The 15,495-nt window shown below is 59.3% G+C and carries 15 protein-coding genes and 2 tRNA genes; 5 read left to right on the plus strand and 12 right to left on the minus strand.

The window, feature by feature from the left end; genetic code table 11:
- Positions 1–31: 31 nt before the first annotated feature.
- Positions 32–1,012, minus strand: coding sequence for an outer membrane protein assembly factor BamC (locus CTT34_RS14945; RefSeq protein ID WP_159343144.1), 981 nt, complete (start codon positions 1,010–1,012; stop codon positions 32–34).
- A gap of 81 nt (positions 1,013–1,093) precedes the next feature.
- On the minus strand, positions 1,094–1,978 hold the full coding sequence (gene dapA / locus CTT34_RS14950; protein ID WP_159343145.1) for a 4-hydroxy-tetrahydrodipicolinate synthase: 885 nt from the start codon (positions 1,976–1,978) through the stop codon (positions 1,094–1,096).
- A gap of 247 nt (positions 1,979–2,225) precedes the next feature.
- Between dapA and CTT34_RS14955 the strand changes: the two genes are divergently transcribed.
- Positions 2,226–2,699 (plus strand): peroxiredoxin, encoded by a 474-nt coding sequence (locus tag CTT34_RS14955; protein WP_159343146.1) that lies wholly within the window; start codon positions 2,226–2,228, stop codon positions 2,697–2,699.
- A 46-nt stretch (positions 2,700–2,745) separates the two neighbouring features.
- Here CTT34_RS14955 and CTT34_RS14960 read toward each other — a convergent pair whose 3' ends face one another.
- Together CTT34_RS14960 and CTT34_RS14965 are read right to left on the minus strand one after the other, a co-directional pair.
- A complete protein-coding gene (locus CTT34_RS14960) occupies positions 2,746–3,849 on the minus strand; it encodes an AI-2E family transporter (protein ID WP_159343147.1) in 1,104 nt (367 codons plus the stop codon).
- A complete protein-coding gene (locus CTT34_RS14965) occupies positions 3,846–4,124 on the minus strand; it encodes a sulfurtransferase TusA family protein (protein ID WP_159343148.1) in 279 nt (92 codons plus the stop codon). Before CTT34_RS14965 ends, CTT34_RS14960 begins: the two co-directional genes overlap by 4 nt.
- A gap of 182 nt (positions 4,125–4,306) precedes the next feature.
- Between CTT34_RS14965 and CTT34_RS14970 the strand changes: the two genes are divergently transcribed.
- Positions 4,307–5,767: a M48 family metalloprotease gene (locus tag CTT34_RS14970; protein ID WP_159343149.1), complete on the plus strand. Its 1,461-nt coding sequence runs from the start codon at positions 4,307–4,309 to the stop codon at positions 5,765–5,767.
- A 79-nt stretch (positions 5,768–5,846) separates the two neighbouring features.
- Here CTT34_RS14970 and nadA read toward each other — a convergent pair whose 3' ends face one another.
- From nadA to cadR, 4 genes are all read right to left on the minus strand, one after another.
- Positions 5,847–6,875: a quinolinate synthase NadA gene (gene nadA / locus CTT34_RS14975; protein WP_159343150.1), complete on the minus strand. Its 1,029-nt coding sequence runs from the start codon at positions 6,873–6,875 to the stop codon at positions 5,847–5,849.
- Positions 6,876–7,214: 339 nt separating this feature from the next.
- Positions 7,215–7,290, minus strand: a tRNA-Lys gene (locus CTT34_RS14980).
- 110 nt (positions 7,291–7,400) lie between these two features.
- Positions 7,401–7,476, minus strand: a tRNA-Lys gene (locus tag CTT34_RS14985).
- A gap of 146 nt (positions 7,477–7,622) precedes the next feature.
- Positions 7,623–8,030, minus strand: coding sequence for a Cd(II)/Pb(II)-responsive transcriptional regulator (cadR, locus tag CTT34_RS14990; RefSeq protein ID WP_004364961.1), 408 nt, complete (start codon positions 8,028–8,030; stop codon positions 7,623–7,625).
- Positions 8,031–8,125: 95 nt separating this feature from the next.
- On the opposite strand from cadR, the gene CTT34_RS14995 reads away from it, so the two are divergent.
- From CTT34_RS14995 to CTT34_RS15005, 3 genes are read left to right on the plus strand one after another with little or no spacing between them, the layout of a single operon-like run.
- On the plus strand, positions 8,126–9,022 hold the full coding sequence (locus CTT34_RS14995; protein ID WP_004574643.1) for a cation efflux transmembrane domain-containing protein: 897 nt from the start codon (positions 8,126–8,128) through the stop codon (positions 9,020–9,022).
- Positions 9,023–9,025: 3 nt separating this feature from the next.
- A complete protein-coding gene (gene lspA, locus CTT34_RS15000; RefSeq protein ID WP_004863699.1) occupies positions 9,026–9,538 on the plus strand; it encodes a signal peptidase II in 513 nt (170 codons plus the stop codon).
- A 21-nt stretch (positions 9,539–9,559) separates the two neighbouring features.
- Positions 9,560–10,849: an ISL3-like element ISPpu12 family transposase gene (locus CTT34_RS15005; RefSeq protein ID WP_004574636.1), complete on the plus strand. Its 1,290-nt coding sequence runs from the start codon at positions 9,560–9,562 to the stop codon at positions 10,847–10,849.
- A 125-nt stretch (positions 10,850–10,974) separates the two neighbouring features.
- On the opposite strand, the gene rluB is transcribed toward CTT34_RS15005, so the two are convergent.
- The 4 genes from rluB to radD form a co-directional block, all read right to left on the minus strand.
- Complete coding sequence (gene rluB / locus CTT34_RS15010; protein ID WP_159343151.1) at positions 10,975–11,850, minus strand: 23S rRNA pseudouridine(2605) synthase RluB; 876 nt, start codon at positions 11,848–11,850, stop codon at positions 10,975–10,977.
- Positions 11,837–12,637, minus strand: a complete 801-nt coding sequence (gene scpB / locus CTT34_RS15015; RefSeq protein WP_159343152.1) for an SMC-Scp complex subunit ScpB — start codon at positions 12,635–12,637, stop codon at positions 11,837–11,839. Before scpB ends, rluB begins: the two co-directional genes overlap by 14 nt.
- Positions 12,634–13,611 (minus strand): segregation and condensation protein A, encoded by a 978-nt coding sequence (locus CTT34_RS15020; protein ID WP_390620235.1) that lies wholly within the window; start codon positions 13,609–13,611, stop codon positions 12,634–12,636. Before CTT34_RS15020 ends, scpB begins: the two co-directional genes overlap by 4 nt.
- A gap of 66 nt (positions 13,612–13,677) precedes the next feature.
- Positions 13,678–15,486, minus strand: a complete 1,809-nt coding sequence (gene radD / locus CTT34_RS15025) for a DNA repair helicase RadD (RefSeq protein WP_159343153.1) — start codon at positions 15,484–15,486, stop codon at positions 13,678–13,680.
- Positions 15,487–15,495: the final 9 nt, after the last annotated feature.

Here is a 15,495-nt window from a genome sequence, read left to right on the forward strand (position 1 = left end):
GGGGCTCCGTGAGAAAGTGAGAAGCAAAGGGTTAACGTAAGTAGCCGGAGACGCGCTCAAGCAACTCGCGCTGATCATCCGCACTGAAATTACGCTCGCTGGCGTTGATGGCACGCAGTACGGTTTGGTCGCCGTTGGGCTCGAGCGCCAAACGAATCTGCTGTGACATCCGGCGTACGTCTGGACTAAAGACGATCTGCAGCGGGTTACGTCCACGCTCGGTTTCGGTCATGTACTCCACCAAGAACTCGTAGTCATCAGCGGAGGTCGCGAGCAGGTCACGCTGCCCTTCTTGAGTGAAATCAAGCGATAGGTAGTGGTTCAACTCGGCCCAGACGCGGTCGATGGGCTGCGGAATGACCACTTCCCACTCGTCGCCCTGCTGACGCAGCTGAAGGGTCTGCTCGCTGGCCAGACGCTGGGCGGTCCACGAGGAGGAGCTGGCAGTGGCGCTGCGAGCACCCAAGTACTGCTCCAAGGCCGCGAGACAGCTCTCGACGCTTTGACCGCTCTGATCACAGCGCACTTCGCTACTACCGGCGCGCAGGGCGCTCTGTAGGCGTAGCGTCGCCTGCGGGGTTACGATGACGCCTTGATTGGCACTGCTCTCTTGAACGGGGAGTTGGCGGCTACGCACGAAGGCTTCCAATTGCGGCCAAACGGTACCAGGGTCCGCAGCGACGACTAACCAGCTTTGGTCACCGACTTGGCGACGTTCGACGTAATCAGGCTCCAGACCGCTGCCAATGGCCAGCGACTGAGGCGGTTCGACCTCGGCTGGCTCATCGAGCTGTGTGCCCTGCATGGCGACCTGGGGAACGGGCATCGCATCGCGGTAACGCTGGGTATTGCGGGACTCGGGCAACACCAAAGGCGGCGCCGGGGCTGCTTCGATGTAGTCCAGGTTGCGGTCGTGGTAGTACCCATCGCGTGCGCAACCTGCCAGTGTGACAGCGGCTGCGAGTGCCAGCGGTATCCATTTAAGCGCACGTTGTTCAAGCACAGAGCTCATCAAGCCACCTTAACAGTCAACAGATCAGTTACCCGGCAGGCGATGCCTTCACCGGGTAGCAAAAGGGTTTCGAGCGCCGGGTTACTCCTCTACGACACCCGCCAGCTGCAGCGCTTCACTGACCGTGCCGTGGTACTTCTCCGACAGCCACGTCAGCGGCAAGCGAATACCGGCGTCCATGTAGCCCATGCGGTGCAGCGCCCACTTCACGGGAATGGGGTTGGATTCGATGCCCAGGTTCGTGTGCAACGGCATCAGGCGCGTATTGATTTGGTGCGCCTTGTCGGCGTCGCCCGCCACGGCAGCCGCGCACAGATCATGCATGGCTTTGGGGGCAACGTTGGCGGTGACGGAGATGTCACCATGGCCACCCATCAGCATGAAGTCACAGGCCGTCGCGTCGTCGCCGGAGTAGAGCATGAAGTCGCTGCCTTTCAGGCGTGAGATTAGATCCTCAGCGCGCTCAAGGTTCCCGGTCGCGTCTTTCAGGCCGATGATATTGTTAACTTCCGCCAAACGTACCACGGTCTCGTTGTAAAGATCGGAGCAGGTACGGCCCGGCACGTTATACAGAATGACCGGCAGTTTGCTGCCTTCTGCCACCGCTTTGAAGTGCTGATAGAGACCTTCCTGGGTGGGCTTGTTGTAGTAAGGACAAACCGACAGGCAGTAATCCGCGCCCACTTCGCTGGCGTAGCGTGCCAGCTCGACCGCTTCCGAGGTCGCGTTCGCTCCGGTACCGGCGATGACCGGAATACGGCCGTTGACCTCTTCCACCACGCTGCGAATCACGTCGAAGTGCTCGGCAAAAGACATGGTGGTGGGCTCACCCGTGGTGCCCGCAGCGACGATGGCATCGGTGCCATTATCGAGGTGGAAGTTCACCAGACGACGAAGCGCCTCCCAGTCGATGTCGCCATTGACCTTCATCGGCGTCGCCAGGGCGACAATGCTGCCTGTGATCATCCGTATTTTCCTCACCTGCAAAAAGTTGAAATCAAGCTGCCACGTGGGATGCAATGGCGTACATTACGTCAAGACGCGGCGTTGATGCCTTAAAGGAGCGCGATCACCCCTGCCCACAAACAGCAAATGGTACTCAGGCGATTCGAGCCTGTACAGCGTAAAGCACTGCGAGTTTATCGAACGCTTTGACAGCAGCGCAGCGCTTGCGTGTAATTCCCTATGAAAGTCACCCCGATAAGGAGCCTTTATGGCGATCGAACTTGGCCAGCCCGTCCCTGATTTTTCCGCCCCCGCCACGGGCGACACCACCGTCACGCTGTCGGCACTGCGCGGCAAGCAGGTCGTCATCTACTTCTACCCGAAAGCCAGTACGCCCGGCTGCACCACCGAAGGCGGCGATTTTCGGGATCGCAAAGCCGCCTTCGATGCGGCCAACACCGTGATCATCGGTGTCTCCCGGGATGGCCTGCGCGCCCAGGAGAACTTCAAAGCCAAACAGGATTTCAATTTCGCGCTGATTTCCGACAAAGACGAAACCGTTTGTCAGCTTTTCGACGTCATCAAACTCAAAAAGATGTACGGCAAAGAGCACCTAGGCATCGAGCGCAGTACCTTCTTGATCGACCAGGACGGCAAGCTTGCCCAAGAGTGGCGCGGCGTCAAAGTACCCGGCCATGCAGAAGAAGTGCTGAGCGCGGCGCAGGCACTTCACCGCCAGTAACAGCGGCGCACAGCGCGGTGCCCCTCGGATCGGGGCACCGTCGCCTTTAGGGTGAATCCTGTCCCAAGCGAGGCGGTTGCGCTGCCTGTCGACTTTCGAGCCCTCTGGGCCAGGCGTACACCAACGCCTTGAGCAGCGTGGCCAGCGGGATGGCGAAGAATACTCCCCAAAACCCCCAAATACCGCCAAAAAACAGCACCGCGACGATAATCGATACCGGGTGGATATTGTTGGTTTCCGAGAACAGCACGGGAGCCAGCACGTTGCCATCCAGCGCCTGAAGCACGCCGTAGGCCACCAGCACGTACACGAACTGCTCGCTGATGCCAAAGTGGAACCCGGCCACCGCCGCCACGGGAAGCGTTGCGACCGCCGCGCCAATGTACGGCACCAAGACGGAAAATCCGACCAGCACCGCCAGCAGCGCCGTGTAAGGCAGTCCAAAAAAGGCGAACGTGATGTATGCCACCGTGCCCACGATCACGATTTCGATGGATTTGCCGCGAATGTAGTTGGCGATCTGGCGGTCCATCTCGTGCCAGATACGGGTGAGCAGCGTCCGCTTCTGCGGCAGCAACGAAAGCGTAAAACCCACCAGCGCCTCACGGTCTTTCAGCATGAAAAAGACCAGAATCGGCACTAGGACCAGATAGATGATCAGCGACATGATATTGCCCAACGAGGTCAGCGAGAGCGTCAACGCGCGCTGGCCAAGCTGGCTGATTTCCCGTCCGGCAACGCCAATCCAGCTCTGCATTTGATCGGGCGTCACGATATTGGGAAAACGCTGCTGTAACTGATCCAGCCACCCTTGGCCGCTGGCAAACATGCGCGGGGTCTCTTGAACGAGCCCCACCAGCTGATTCCAGATTAGCGGCATCAAAATGAACGCCAGCGTCAGCAGCACGCTGACAAACGCCAAGAACACCAAAATGACGGCCAACAGGTGCGGTACACGTCGCCGCGTCAGTGCGCTGACCACCCCTTGCAGTAAAAACGCCAGCACCAGCGCGGTAAAAAAAGGCGCGAGCATACGACCAAACCAGATGATCGCGGCGAACCCCGCCACCAGCACGAACAGAAGAATCAGCGCCTCCTCGTCCGAAAAGTAGCGTTCGACCCAACCTCTCAGGATGCTGCGCATGGTCATGAGTGGGTATTCCCTGCTTTACGGATCCAAAACACATATATATCGCCGCGCTGCACCCGCGCTTCCATGACATGGTCACTCAGCTCGGTAAATGCCGCCATATCCCGCCACGACCCAGCATCGGTGGCGCTGACTTCCAACAGTTGACCGGGGGCTAGACCGGCCAGTGCCTGCTTGGCTTTCAGCAGCGGTAGCGGACAGTGCAATCCGGTGGCGTCCACTACCCGATCGGGCTGAACCCCCTCGGCCAACCCAGACGCTGTTTGCTCAGACATACTCTCCCCCAAAGGCAGCTTCTATGGTGCTCAATCGTTCGTTGGCTACATAAGCGTCGCATTGTTGCATAAACTGTTTTTTTGCGATGCCCGCCGTGGCTCTGATTTAACGGCACTTCCCTGCCTGAATCAATGTCACACCGTTGTTCGCCGCGCCTATAACCTGAACGAATGGGGATGCCATGCTGCTTTTTAGACCCACCAACGCCCGCTGGGCCTGTGCGCTAGCGCTATCGCTCGGCACCCTGTGCGTTAGTTTGCCCAGTCACAGCTATGAGGATTACCAACTACCCACGCTAGGCGGCGCATCGTCATCCGTGAGCAACGAAGAGTTTCGTCTGGGTCGCGCGTGGCTGCGCCAGTTTCGCGCCCAGGCACCGCAGTGGCAGGACCCCATCGTGAGCGACTACCTAGAAAGCCTGGTCGCGCGCCTGGCGCCCTACAGCCAGCTCGGCAGCCTGCAGACGACGACAGTGATGGTGGATAACCGCTCGCTCAACGCCTTTGCGGTGCCCGGCGGCGTGGTGGGCATCAATTCGGGGCTATTTGCCTTTGCCGAGGATGAAGGGGCGTTTGTCTCGGTGATTGCCCACGAGCTTGGCCACCTCTCCCAGCGCCACTACGCTCGCGGCAGCGCCCGCGCGGAGCAAACCCAGCTGCCCGCCATGGCCGCCATGCTCGCGGGGATGCTGATTGCTGCCAGCGGCGGCGGCGATGCGGGCATTGCCACCGCCATGGGCTCTCAGGCGGCGCTGATTCAAGATCAGCTCGCCTACTCCAGGCGCTTCGAGCAGGAGGCCGACCGCATCGGCCTACAGGCCATGGCAGACGCCGGTTACGACCCCGAAGCCATGGTGCGCATGTTCGATACCATGCAGCGCCTTTCGCGCCTTCAGGGCGGCACACCGCCGGAATTCCTGCTCACCCACCCGGTCTCGGACAGCCGCCTGAGCGACGCCCAGGCGCGGGTGTCTCAGCTCAGCGTGGCCAGCCGCTACACCAGCGATACGTTGTACGACATGATGCGTGCCCGGGCGCTGCTAAGCATCTACCGCAACACGCCCCAGCAGGCGGCGGCGCGACTGGCGCAAGAGGATGCCGAGGAGCCTGCGCTACGCTACATCGACGCGCTGATCACGGCACAAAACGGGCAGACCGACCGTGCCCTCCAAACCCTCGACCAGCTAGCCAGCGAGCTTCCCGATTACGGCATGCTGCCCGCCACGGCGGCGCACGTGGCGTTGACCGCGCAGCGCTACGATGACGCCATCCACCGCAGCCAGCGGCTGCTGCGGCTAATGCCCAACTACCTGCCGGCGCAGCTCACGCTAGCGGAAGCGCAGCTACAGCGTCATCCTGAAGCCGCCTATGACCTGCTTCGGGACATTACCGCGCAACACCCGGAAAACCCGCAGGGATTCAACCTGCTGGCCGAGGCGGCCGGGCGCAGCGGCTTCAACGGCTGGGGGCATCTGGCCCGTGCCGAACACCTCCAGCTCACCGGCCGCATAGACCGCGCCATTCGCCAGCTGAGTATTGCCAAAGACGCTGCCCAACAGGAGAACGACGCTCAAGCGCTCGCGCGTATCGAGCAGCGCCGAGAAGCGTTTCTTGAGTACCGAGAGACGCTGGAGACATTTTAGCGCCCATGCAACCTAGGCAAAAAAGCCCGACGCATTGCGTTCGGGCTTTTGGCTAACATCAGAGACGTTGTGCTGATGTCTAAGCGTTAAAGTTCAGCATGCGTTCGAGGGGTTTGAGCGCCTGCTGACGCAGCGCGTCGTCGACGAAAATTTCGCCGCTGCCTTCACGCAGCGCGCCTGCCAAATTATCCAGCGCGTTCATCGCCATCCACGGGCAGTGGGCACAGCTACGGCACGTCGCACCGTTACCGGCGGTGGGCGCTTCAAAGAGCGTTTTCTCAGGCACCGCTTGCTGCATCTTGAAAAAGATCCCACGATCAGTCGCCACGATCAGCTTGTCGTTGGGTAGCGTTTTCGCCGCTTTGATGAGTTGCGAGGTGGAGCCCGCCACATCGGCCAGCGTCACGACGGCTTCCGGCGACTCCGGGTGAACAAGCACGGCGGCATCCGGATATAGACGCTTCAAGTCTTGAATGCCTTTCGCCTTGAACTCCTCGTGCACGATGCAGGCACCGTCCCACATCAGCATATCGGCCCCGGTTTTCTTCTGGATATAGCCACCCAGGTGTTTGTCCGGCGCCCAGAGGATTTTTTCGCCCTTCGCCTGCAGATGCTCGATGACCTCCACGGCGATCGAAGAGGTCACGACCCAATCGGCACGCGCCTTCACCGCCGCCGAGGTATTGGCATACACCACCACTGTACGATCAGGATGGGCATCGCAGAACGCGCTGAACTCATCGATAGGGCAACCGACATCCAAGGAGCAGGTCGCTTCGAGCGTTGGCATCAACACGCGCTTTTCGGGGGAGAGGATCTTGGCCGTTTCGCCCATGAAACGCACGCCAGCAACCACCAGCGTAGTGGCCTCATGGCGAGCGCCAAAGCGGGCCATTTCCAGGGAGTCAGCCACACAGCCGCCAGTCTCTTCGGCTAGCTGCTGAATGGCATCGTCGGTGTAGTAATGCGCTACCAAAACGGCGTTGTTCGCCTTGAGCAGCTGCTTGATCTCAGCCACTCGCGCTTCGTCTTCCGCCGGGATGCGGGTAGGGCAGTACGGGCTTGGCAGCGGAGCGTCTAACTCCACTTGAGAAGTCATCATAGTCATCGTGTCTACCACTGTGACGAACAGGGAATCCCCCTGTTAAACACCAGTCACGGCGTATGCGCTCCGCATGCGCCGCACTCGGGGCAACGGCCGCTGCGTCTTTCGCGGTGGCGCGTCACCAATCTGACTCTTGGGAGCCAGGGCTGCCGTGACAGCTCGGCAGCTATACGATCAATCGATTAGACGTTCATTCATCCTGTTTCACGATGCCATCACGTCGTTGTCATGGCATTGTGGTGGACAATGATTGTTCGCTGCAAGCGCAAAGTCACGCTGCGGCGCGTCAAAACGCCCATAGCAAAACGCCCCTGGCAGCAAGCTACCAAGGGCGTCGAAATTTGGTGGGTCGTGTAGGATTCGAACCTACGACCAATTGATTAAAAGTCAACTGCTCTACCAACTGAGCTAACGACCCAAATTTTGCTGCGTCACTACGGATGGCGCCAACATTCACGAATCCCGCAATGGCTGGCATCAAAACAAGGCATTAAGAAGATAACGGCTTGATGCATTGTTTGGTTCGGATGGTGGGTCGTGTAGGATTCGAACCTACGACCAATTGATTAAAAGTCAACTGCTCTACCAACTGAGCTAACGACCCGTCCGAACGGATGCATATAGTACGGATACGGCTTGTGAATAGCAAGCCCTTTTTTATCTGGGTAAGCGGATTAAATGGTTGATCTTACCTTTGCATGAGAGTGAGACAGACCGGCATCTCATCGGATTATCTGGTTGATGCTTCACCTACTGCTGGTGCATGTTTCCTTCGCTAATTCCAGCAAGAACCCCACACGCCTCAACTTCCCGGTCATCGTTGCAACTCGCTCTCAGTGAAACGAGTTGTTTCTCAAGCGCTTGCAGAGCGGTTATCTGCGACCGCACATGAGAGATGTGATCATCGAGCAAGGCGTTGACGGCGGTACAAGGCTGATGAGGGTCGTCCTGATAGCTCTGTAGTTCGTGAATCTCAGCCAGTGACAGGCCCAGGATTCTGCAGCGACGGATGAAGGCCAGCCCCTCACCATGCTTCTCGGTATAGACACGGTAACCGTTGTCCTGCCGATCAGGCGGCGGCAACAAGCCCTGCTGTTCATAGAAGCGGATCGTCTGTGTTTCGACCCCTACCAACTGCGCCAACTGACCAATGCGCATCAGCCTCCTCCCCAACGGATTCTTTACTCTATTGACCTTATAGTAGCTTTATAGTTTTAAATGGTACCACAACATTGTTCAAGTGGAGTCGTATCATGAGCAAATCCTGTGGTGGCGCCTGTGGCGGTGATGCAACGTCCGCAGCGGATACCGATATACAGGCCTCCTCCGAGGCGCCAGGGAGATGGGTCAGTGTTTATGCCGTGCCGAAGATGGACTGTCCATCAGAAGAACGAATGATTCGCCTAGCCCTGAACGGCTTTGAGGAGATTCGGGCGCTGTCCTTCGACTTGTCGAACCGCCGGCTGAAGGTCGTGCATGACGGCGAGGTCGAGCCCGTCACCTCGAAACTGAAGACCTTGGGGCTAGGCGCCTCGCTTCAGGAAACCGTCGCTGCAAATCCGGAGACCATCAAGGCCGCCGAGTTTTCGGCAGCTTCTGCTAAGCAAGAATCCGGGACCCTGCGCTGGTTGCTCGGCATCAATGCACTTCTGTTCGTGGTGGAAATGACTGCCGGTCTGATCGCCCAGTCCACCGGCCTGATTGGAGAATCCCTGGACAATTTTGCCGATGCGGCGGTGTACGGGCTTGCCCTTTATGCGGTTGGACATAGCGTGAAAATGCAGGTACGTGCCGCGCATCTTGCTGGTGTACTGCAACTGATCTTGGCTGTGGGCGTGCTCGTAGAGGTGGTGAGACGCTTTGTATTCGGTAGTGAGCCTGAATCGCTGGTGATGATGGCTATCGCATTCGTCGCATTGATTGCCAATACCAGTTGTCTGCTGCTCATATCCAAACATCGGGAAGGCGGGGCGCACATGAAGGCAAGCTGGATATTCTCGGCCAACGACGTGGTGATCAACCTGGGGGTCATCACCGCCGGCGCCCTGGTCGCGTGGACCGGTTCCAATTATCCGGATCTGATTATCGGCACCATCGCGGGGGGCATTGTACTTAACGGTGCCAGACGCATTTTGGCGTTGAAGGGTTAAATAATGCTCATTATTGGCAAAAAGCTCTCGCCGTATGCCCTATTGTCCATATCGGGCCTGCTGGCAGCGTCTGATCAGGCTGTAAAGTGGCTGGTGCAGCAATCAATGGCCTATGGCGAGTATGTTTCGGTGACCCCGTTCTTTAACTGGGTGCACCTATGGAACACCGGTGCCGCATTCAGTCTTTTTGCGAATGGTGGAGGCTGGCAGCGCTACTTTTTTATCGGAATCGCGGTAGTGGTCTCGATTTTTCTGATCAAGCTGATCCTTGAAAATCGTCATAAAGGAGAAGCCATCGCTTACAGTCTTATCCTCGGTGGCGCCATGGGCAACCTGATTGACCGGGTCTTTCGCGGCTATGTTGTGGATTCCTTTGATTTCTATTGGCGAGACTGGCATTGGCCGGCCTTCAACCTGGCTGATATTGCAATTGTCCTCGGTGCCTTACTTTTCGTTTCCAGCAGCTTGTTGGGTAAAAAAGCAAACACCAATGCCGAGCCGGATGGATCTGACTGACACCTACGCCTATACAACACCATGACCGAACTTCCCGACAACATCCTTCACCTGCCGCAATACCAAGTACTGGGCTGCAAATCAACCGACGACGAAATGCACTTCCAGGTGGACGTGCCCGATCCCATCGCCTGCGAGGAATGCGGCGTGCAGGGTGAGTTCGTACGGTTCGGCAAGCGTGACGTTCCCTATCGTGATCTGCCCATCCACGGCAAGCGGGTCACTCTCTGGGTGGTCCGCCGCCGATACACCTGCCGGGCCTGCAAGACAACATTCAGGCCCCAGCTACCGGAGATGGTGGACGGATTCCGTATGACACTGCGGCTGCATGAGTACGTGGAGAAGGAATCCTTCAACCACCCCTACACCTTTGTGGCGGCACAGACCGGCCTGGACGAGAAGACGGTGCGCGACATCTTCAACGCCCGCGCCGAGTTCCTGGGGCGCTGGCACCGCTTCGAGACGCCCCGCATCCTGGGCATTGACGAGCTATACCTGAACAAGCGCTACCGCTGCATTCTGACCAACATTGAGGAGCGAACCCTGCTCGACCTGCTGGCCACCCGCCGCCAGGACGTGGTGACCAACTACCTGATGAAGCTGAAAGACCGGCAGAAGGTCGAGATCGTCAGCATGGACATGTGGAACCCCTACCGGGCAGCGGTCAAGGCTGTGCTGCCCCAGGCCCGTATCGTGGTCGATAAGTTCCATGTGGTGCGCATGGCCAACGATGCCCTAGAGAGAGTGCGCAAGGGCCTCAGAAAGGAGCTGAAACCGTCCCAGAGCCGGACTCTCAAGGGAGACCGGAAAATCCTGCTGAAACGCGCTCACGAAGTCTCAGACCGGGAGCGCCTCATCATGGAGACCTGGACAGGCGCGTTCCCGCAACTGCTGGCCGCCTACGAGCACAAGGAGCGCTTCTACGGCATCTGGGACGCCACCACACGGCTCCAGGCAGAAGCCGCCCTGGACGAGTGGATAGCCACCATCCCGAAGGGCCAAAAGGAAGTCTGGAGCGATCTGGTCAGGGCAGTGGGAAACTGGCGCGAAGAGACCATGACCTACTTCGAGACGGACATGCCCGTCACCAACGCTTACACGGAGTCCATCAACCGACTTGCCAAGGACAAGAACCGTGAAGGGCGCGGTTACTCCTTCGAGGTGATGCGGGCACGAATGCTCTACACCACGAAGCACAAGAAGAAGGCACCGACTGCGAAGGTCTCTCCTTTCTACAAGAAAACCATCGGTTACGGACTGCCGGACTTCGCAGAGGAACTCAACTACGGAGTCGACCTATCAACCATCTGAGGGTGGTATCAGATTGATGGGGTGAAGGTGCCCCATCAACCATTAAATCCGTATACCCTTTTATCTTTCGTCTATATTCCGTCCTCTGCGGCGTCGACAACGCCTACACCGCAGAGGTCACTTGCTTAGCCGCGCTTGGGTTTCGGCTTACGCATCGCCTGCACCGGACGGCGCTTGTGCTTGTCACGGCTCCAGCGGTTCTTCTCGTCTGGCGTCAGCTCAGGCACTTTCCGGGTTTCAAGATTGGCCAGCGTCGCCAAGTCATCCACCTCATCCTGAGAGAGTTCGACCCACTCACCGGCTTTCGCGCGCTTGTCGAGGAAGATGTTGCCGTAGCGAACGCGCTTCAGGCGGCTAACGGTAAGCCCCTGGGATTCCCACAGGCGGCGAACCTCACGGTTGCGGCCCTCCAGAATCACCACGTGGAACCAGGTATTGATGCCTTCGCCACCAAACTCCTGCACGTCGGTGAAGCGCGCCGGGCCATCTTCCAGCATCACACCGTCGACCATAGCGACGATATGCTCACGCTTGACGTCGCCCATGACCCGCACCGCGTACTCACGCTCTACTTGAGTCGAGGGGTGCATCAAGCGGTTGGCCAGTTCACCGTCGGTGGTGAACAGCAGCAAACCGCTGGTGTTGATGTCCAAGCGGCCAATCGCAATCCAGCGCTCGCCTTTCAGGCGCGGTAGGCGCTCAAAGACCGTGCGACGGCCTTCCGGATCTTTGCGGGTGCACAGCTCGCCTTCCGGCTTGTTGTACATAATGACCCGGCGCGGCACTTCCTCTTCCGGTCGCAGCGTCACCGGGCGGTCATCAAAGCTGACCTTATCCCGCGCTTCCACCCGATCGCCCAGTTTAGCGACCTGGCTATTCACCTTCACCCGGCCATCGGCAATGGCGGTTTCCATTTCACGGCGGGAGCCAAGGCCCGCACGGGCGAGGACTTTCTGCAGCTTTTCGCTGGTGGGCGGCGTGGTGTTATTACTCTGACTCATGGTCGTCTGACCTCACATCGTTGGTCTGTGTGCCAGCGTCCTCATGTTGACGCTTCGCACGTGCCGCTAGCCGTGCCTCTAAATCGGCAAAACTGAGCGGCTGGGTTAACGCCGTCTCGGCGTGGTGATCGGCACTCTCTGCCGACGTATTCTCATCTTGCTGGGGTGGCGCATCCTGCACGCTTTGCACCGTTTCGTCCAGTGCTGGCGGCGGGTTTTGTTCGGATGATGTCTCCTCAAGGGAAAGCTCTTCGCTATCATCGCCGTTGACCAGGGTATGCATAGGCGGCAGCGCATCCAGGGTTTTCAGGCCGAAGTCATCCAGAAAACTGCGCGTGGTGGCATACACCGCAGGGCGGCCCGGCACGTCACGATGCCCCACCACGCGTATCCAGCCGCGTTCCATCAGTGTTCGAATGATCGAACTGCTAACGCTCACGCCGCGCACATCTTCGATATCACCCCGAGTCACCGGTTGACGGTAGGCAATGAGCGCCAGCGTTTCCAAAAGTGCTCGAGAGTAGCGCTGTGGCCGTTCGTCCCACAGCCGCGAGACCCAGTGGGCCAAACGCGGGCGAATGCGTAGCTGAAAGCCCGAGGCGGTCTCGACCAGTTCGAGCGCGCCATGTTCATGACGCAGCGCCAGCCGCGACAACGCCTCCCTCAGCGCTTTGCGGGTAGGGCACTCCTCTTCTAAAAAGAGCGTTTCCAGGCGCTCGACCGGCAGCGGCTCCCCCGCCGCTAGCAGCGCCGCTTCAATAATATCGTCTAACGTGGTGTCTCTCACCGCGACTCCTCGTCAGGTTCAAACGCAGGCTCTTCAAATGCCGAGGCGGCATCGCCCTGCTCCTCTCCCAAACGCTCGAAAGCGCCCTCTTCCCCATCGGCCAGCGCCGCTTGGCGGGCGCGCACGTGAATGGGCGACAGCGGTGCGTTTTGAACGATCTCGATCATGGCCTCTTTGGCCAGCTCTAAAATAGCCATAAAGGTTACCACCACCCCGGCACGCCCCTCTTCAAGGGTAAACAGCGCTTCAAAGGGCGTATAACGGCCGCTCTCGCCATCCTGGCTGAGCTGCTCCATGATCTTCAGCATTCGCTCGCGGGTGGAGAGCACTTCCCGGCTGATCTGGTGGGCCTGGGCCAGCTCGGCGCGCTTGAGAATATCGGACAGCGCTCCCAGCAGCTCATCAAGCTCTACATCGGGATGGATCACCCGCGTCTCCAACGGCGGTAAGCCCGCCTGTACGCTGAACCAGTCCCGACCGACGCGGGGCAGCGTATCCAGCGCCTCGGCGGCCTCTTTTAGGCGCTCGTACTCCTGCAGACGTCGAATCAGCTCGGCGCGGGGATCCTCTTCCTCCTCCCCCTCCGCTTTCGGCGGGCGCGGCAACAGCGTCCGGGATTTAATCTCCGCCAGCATGGCAGCCATCAGCAGGTACTCGCCCGCCAGCTCGATCTCCATGGCTTTCATCAGCTCCACGTACTCAATGTACTGGTGGGTGATGGTGGCCACGTTGATGGTCAGGATATCCAGGTTCTGGCGACGAATTAAATAGAGCAGCAGATCCAACGGCCCTTCGAAGGCTTCCAGAAAGACCCGCAGCGCCTCGGGTGGAATATAGAGATCTTCCGGCAGCTGCGTGATGGGCTCATCAAACAGACGCCCAAGCGCCTCCACCACCGGCTCGGCAGTAGATTCCGCCACGTCTTGGTCTTGGTCTTGGTCTTGGTCTGGCGCTGCGCTTGGCGTCTCGCTCACGCGGGTCGAATCCTTCGTTGATGAGTGGGAAAACAGCAGTGTAACAGCGCGCTGTCAGCGCGGCATCTAGCCAGCATCGGCGGCTTTCCGATAGCGCCCTTGATAATCGAACAGCTTATCGCGGATTTGAAAGTGTCGGCCTACCTTTCGCCCCACCACAAAATCCGGGTGGCGCAATCGACGCTGCTCGTTGACAACCTCATCAGGCGTCGTCGGTTGCCATTGACCGCCTGGCGCACGCAGATGGGTACGCAAAAATACGGCATAAAACGCGCGGCGCTGGGCCGGGGTTTCTAAAGCAAACCATTCGCTCAGGCTGTCGCCATCTTCATCGTGGTAGGTGGCTTTTAGGCGCGGCAGACCACGGCCATTGGTAGTCGCCTCTAACTGCATGCCGCTGACGCGCAGCACCTTGGCATCTTTTAGCTTCAGCGCATCCTTGAGCTTGTCGTCAGCGTCCACCAGCAGCTTCTCACAGCCATGACAGCGGCGGGCGGCAATATCGTTCTCAGCGCCGCACTCGTCGCATACTTTGAAGCGAAAGCGAAACTCGCACTGGCGGCGGCGCCCTGCGTCATCCTCAATCAGCCCCTGGCAGCGGCGGCCGAAGTGTTCGATCACCAGCTCGCCGTCGCGCTTGCCCCAAAACAGGTTCGCGTGACCGCAGTCCGGGCAGGGCACCTGCACCGGTTCGCTATCGCTATCCGGCTTGGGTTCGCCTACTTCCGGAGCGTAGAGATCCCACGGGTTGCCCGCATAGTCGAGAATCAAACACTCCTCTTTACCCGGCGAGAGGCGCAGCCCGCGACCAACGATCTGCTGATACAGGCTGACCGACTCGGTGGGCCGCAGAATCGCGATCAGATCGACGTGGGGGGCATCGAAGCCGGTGGTCAACACCGCCACGTTGACCAAATACTTTAACTGGCGCGCTTTAAACGCATCGATCAGCTCGGTGCGCTCGGCCGAGGCGGTCGCACCGGTAATCAGCGCGGCCTGCTCGGCGGGCAAGTAGCCCATGATCTCTTCGGCGTGAGCCACTGTGGCGGCGAAAATCATCACCCCCTGGTGGTCAGCGGCGTACTCCACCACCTGGGCAATGATGCCCGGCGTGGCGCGGTTGCCTGCTACCACGCGGTTAAGCTCCTCCTCCCGAAACAGCCCGCTGGACGAGGGCGCAAGCGCCGAGAAGTCGTACCCCTCGATGGCCATATCCAGCCGTTTGGGCGCAGCCAAAAAGCCCTGCTTGACCATCAGACGCAGCGGCTGCTCAAACACACAGTCGGCAAAAAAGCTCTCCTCTGAACCGCGCACCATGCCGTGGTGGTGGCGGTGGTAGATAAAGCCCTGCCCCAAACGAAACGGGGTGGCGGTTAGGCCGAGGATTTTTAGCTGCGGGTTCTGGCTCCGCAGGTGCTCGATCACCTGCCGATAGCTGGAGTCCTCCTCCAGCGATACCCGATGGCACTCGTCGATTACCAGCAGAGTAAAGCTGGCGTCGTTGAATTGCTCCAGGTTGCGCACCACCGACTGCACCGAGCCAAACACCACTTGGCGACTGGCCTCTTTGCGCTTTAACCCAGCGCTGAAGATATCCGCCTCCAAGCCGTACGCTTGGTACTTGGCGTGGTTCTGCTCCACCAGCTCGCGCACGTGGGCCAACACCAGCACCCGCCCACGGGCGAGTCTCGCCAGTTCAGCGATCACCAGCGACTTGCCGCTGCCCGTCGGCAGCACCACCACGGCGGGGGCGCTGGTGGCGCGAAAGTGGCTGACTACCCGCTTCACCGCCTCGGTTTGGTAGGGACGCAGCGAAGGCGCTGCCGTGTTAGCCAAGAAAGGCGGCCCGGAGGCCGCCTTTTCAGGATGTGTCATCCATCACCT

Origin of the sequence: Halomonas meridiana, assembly GCF_009846525.1 — a bacterium.
Taxonomy (GTDB): Bacteria; Pseudomonadota; Gammaproteobacteria; order Pseudomonadales; family Halomonadaceae; genus Vreelandella.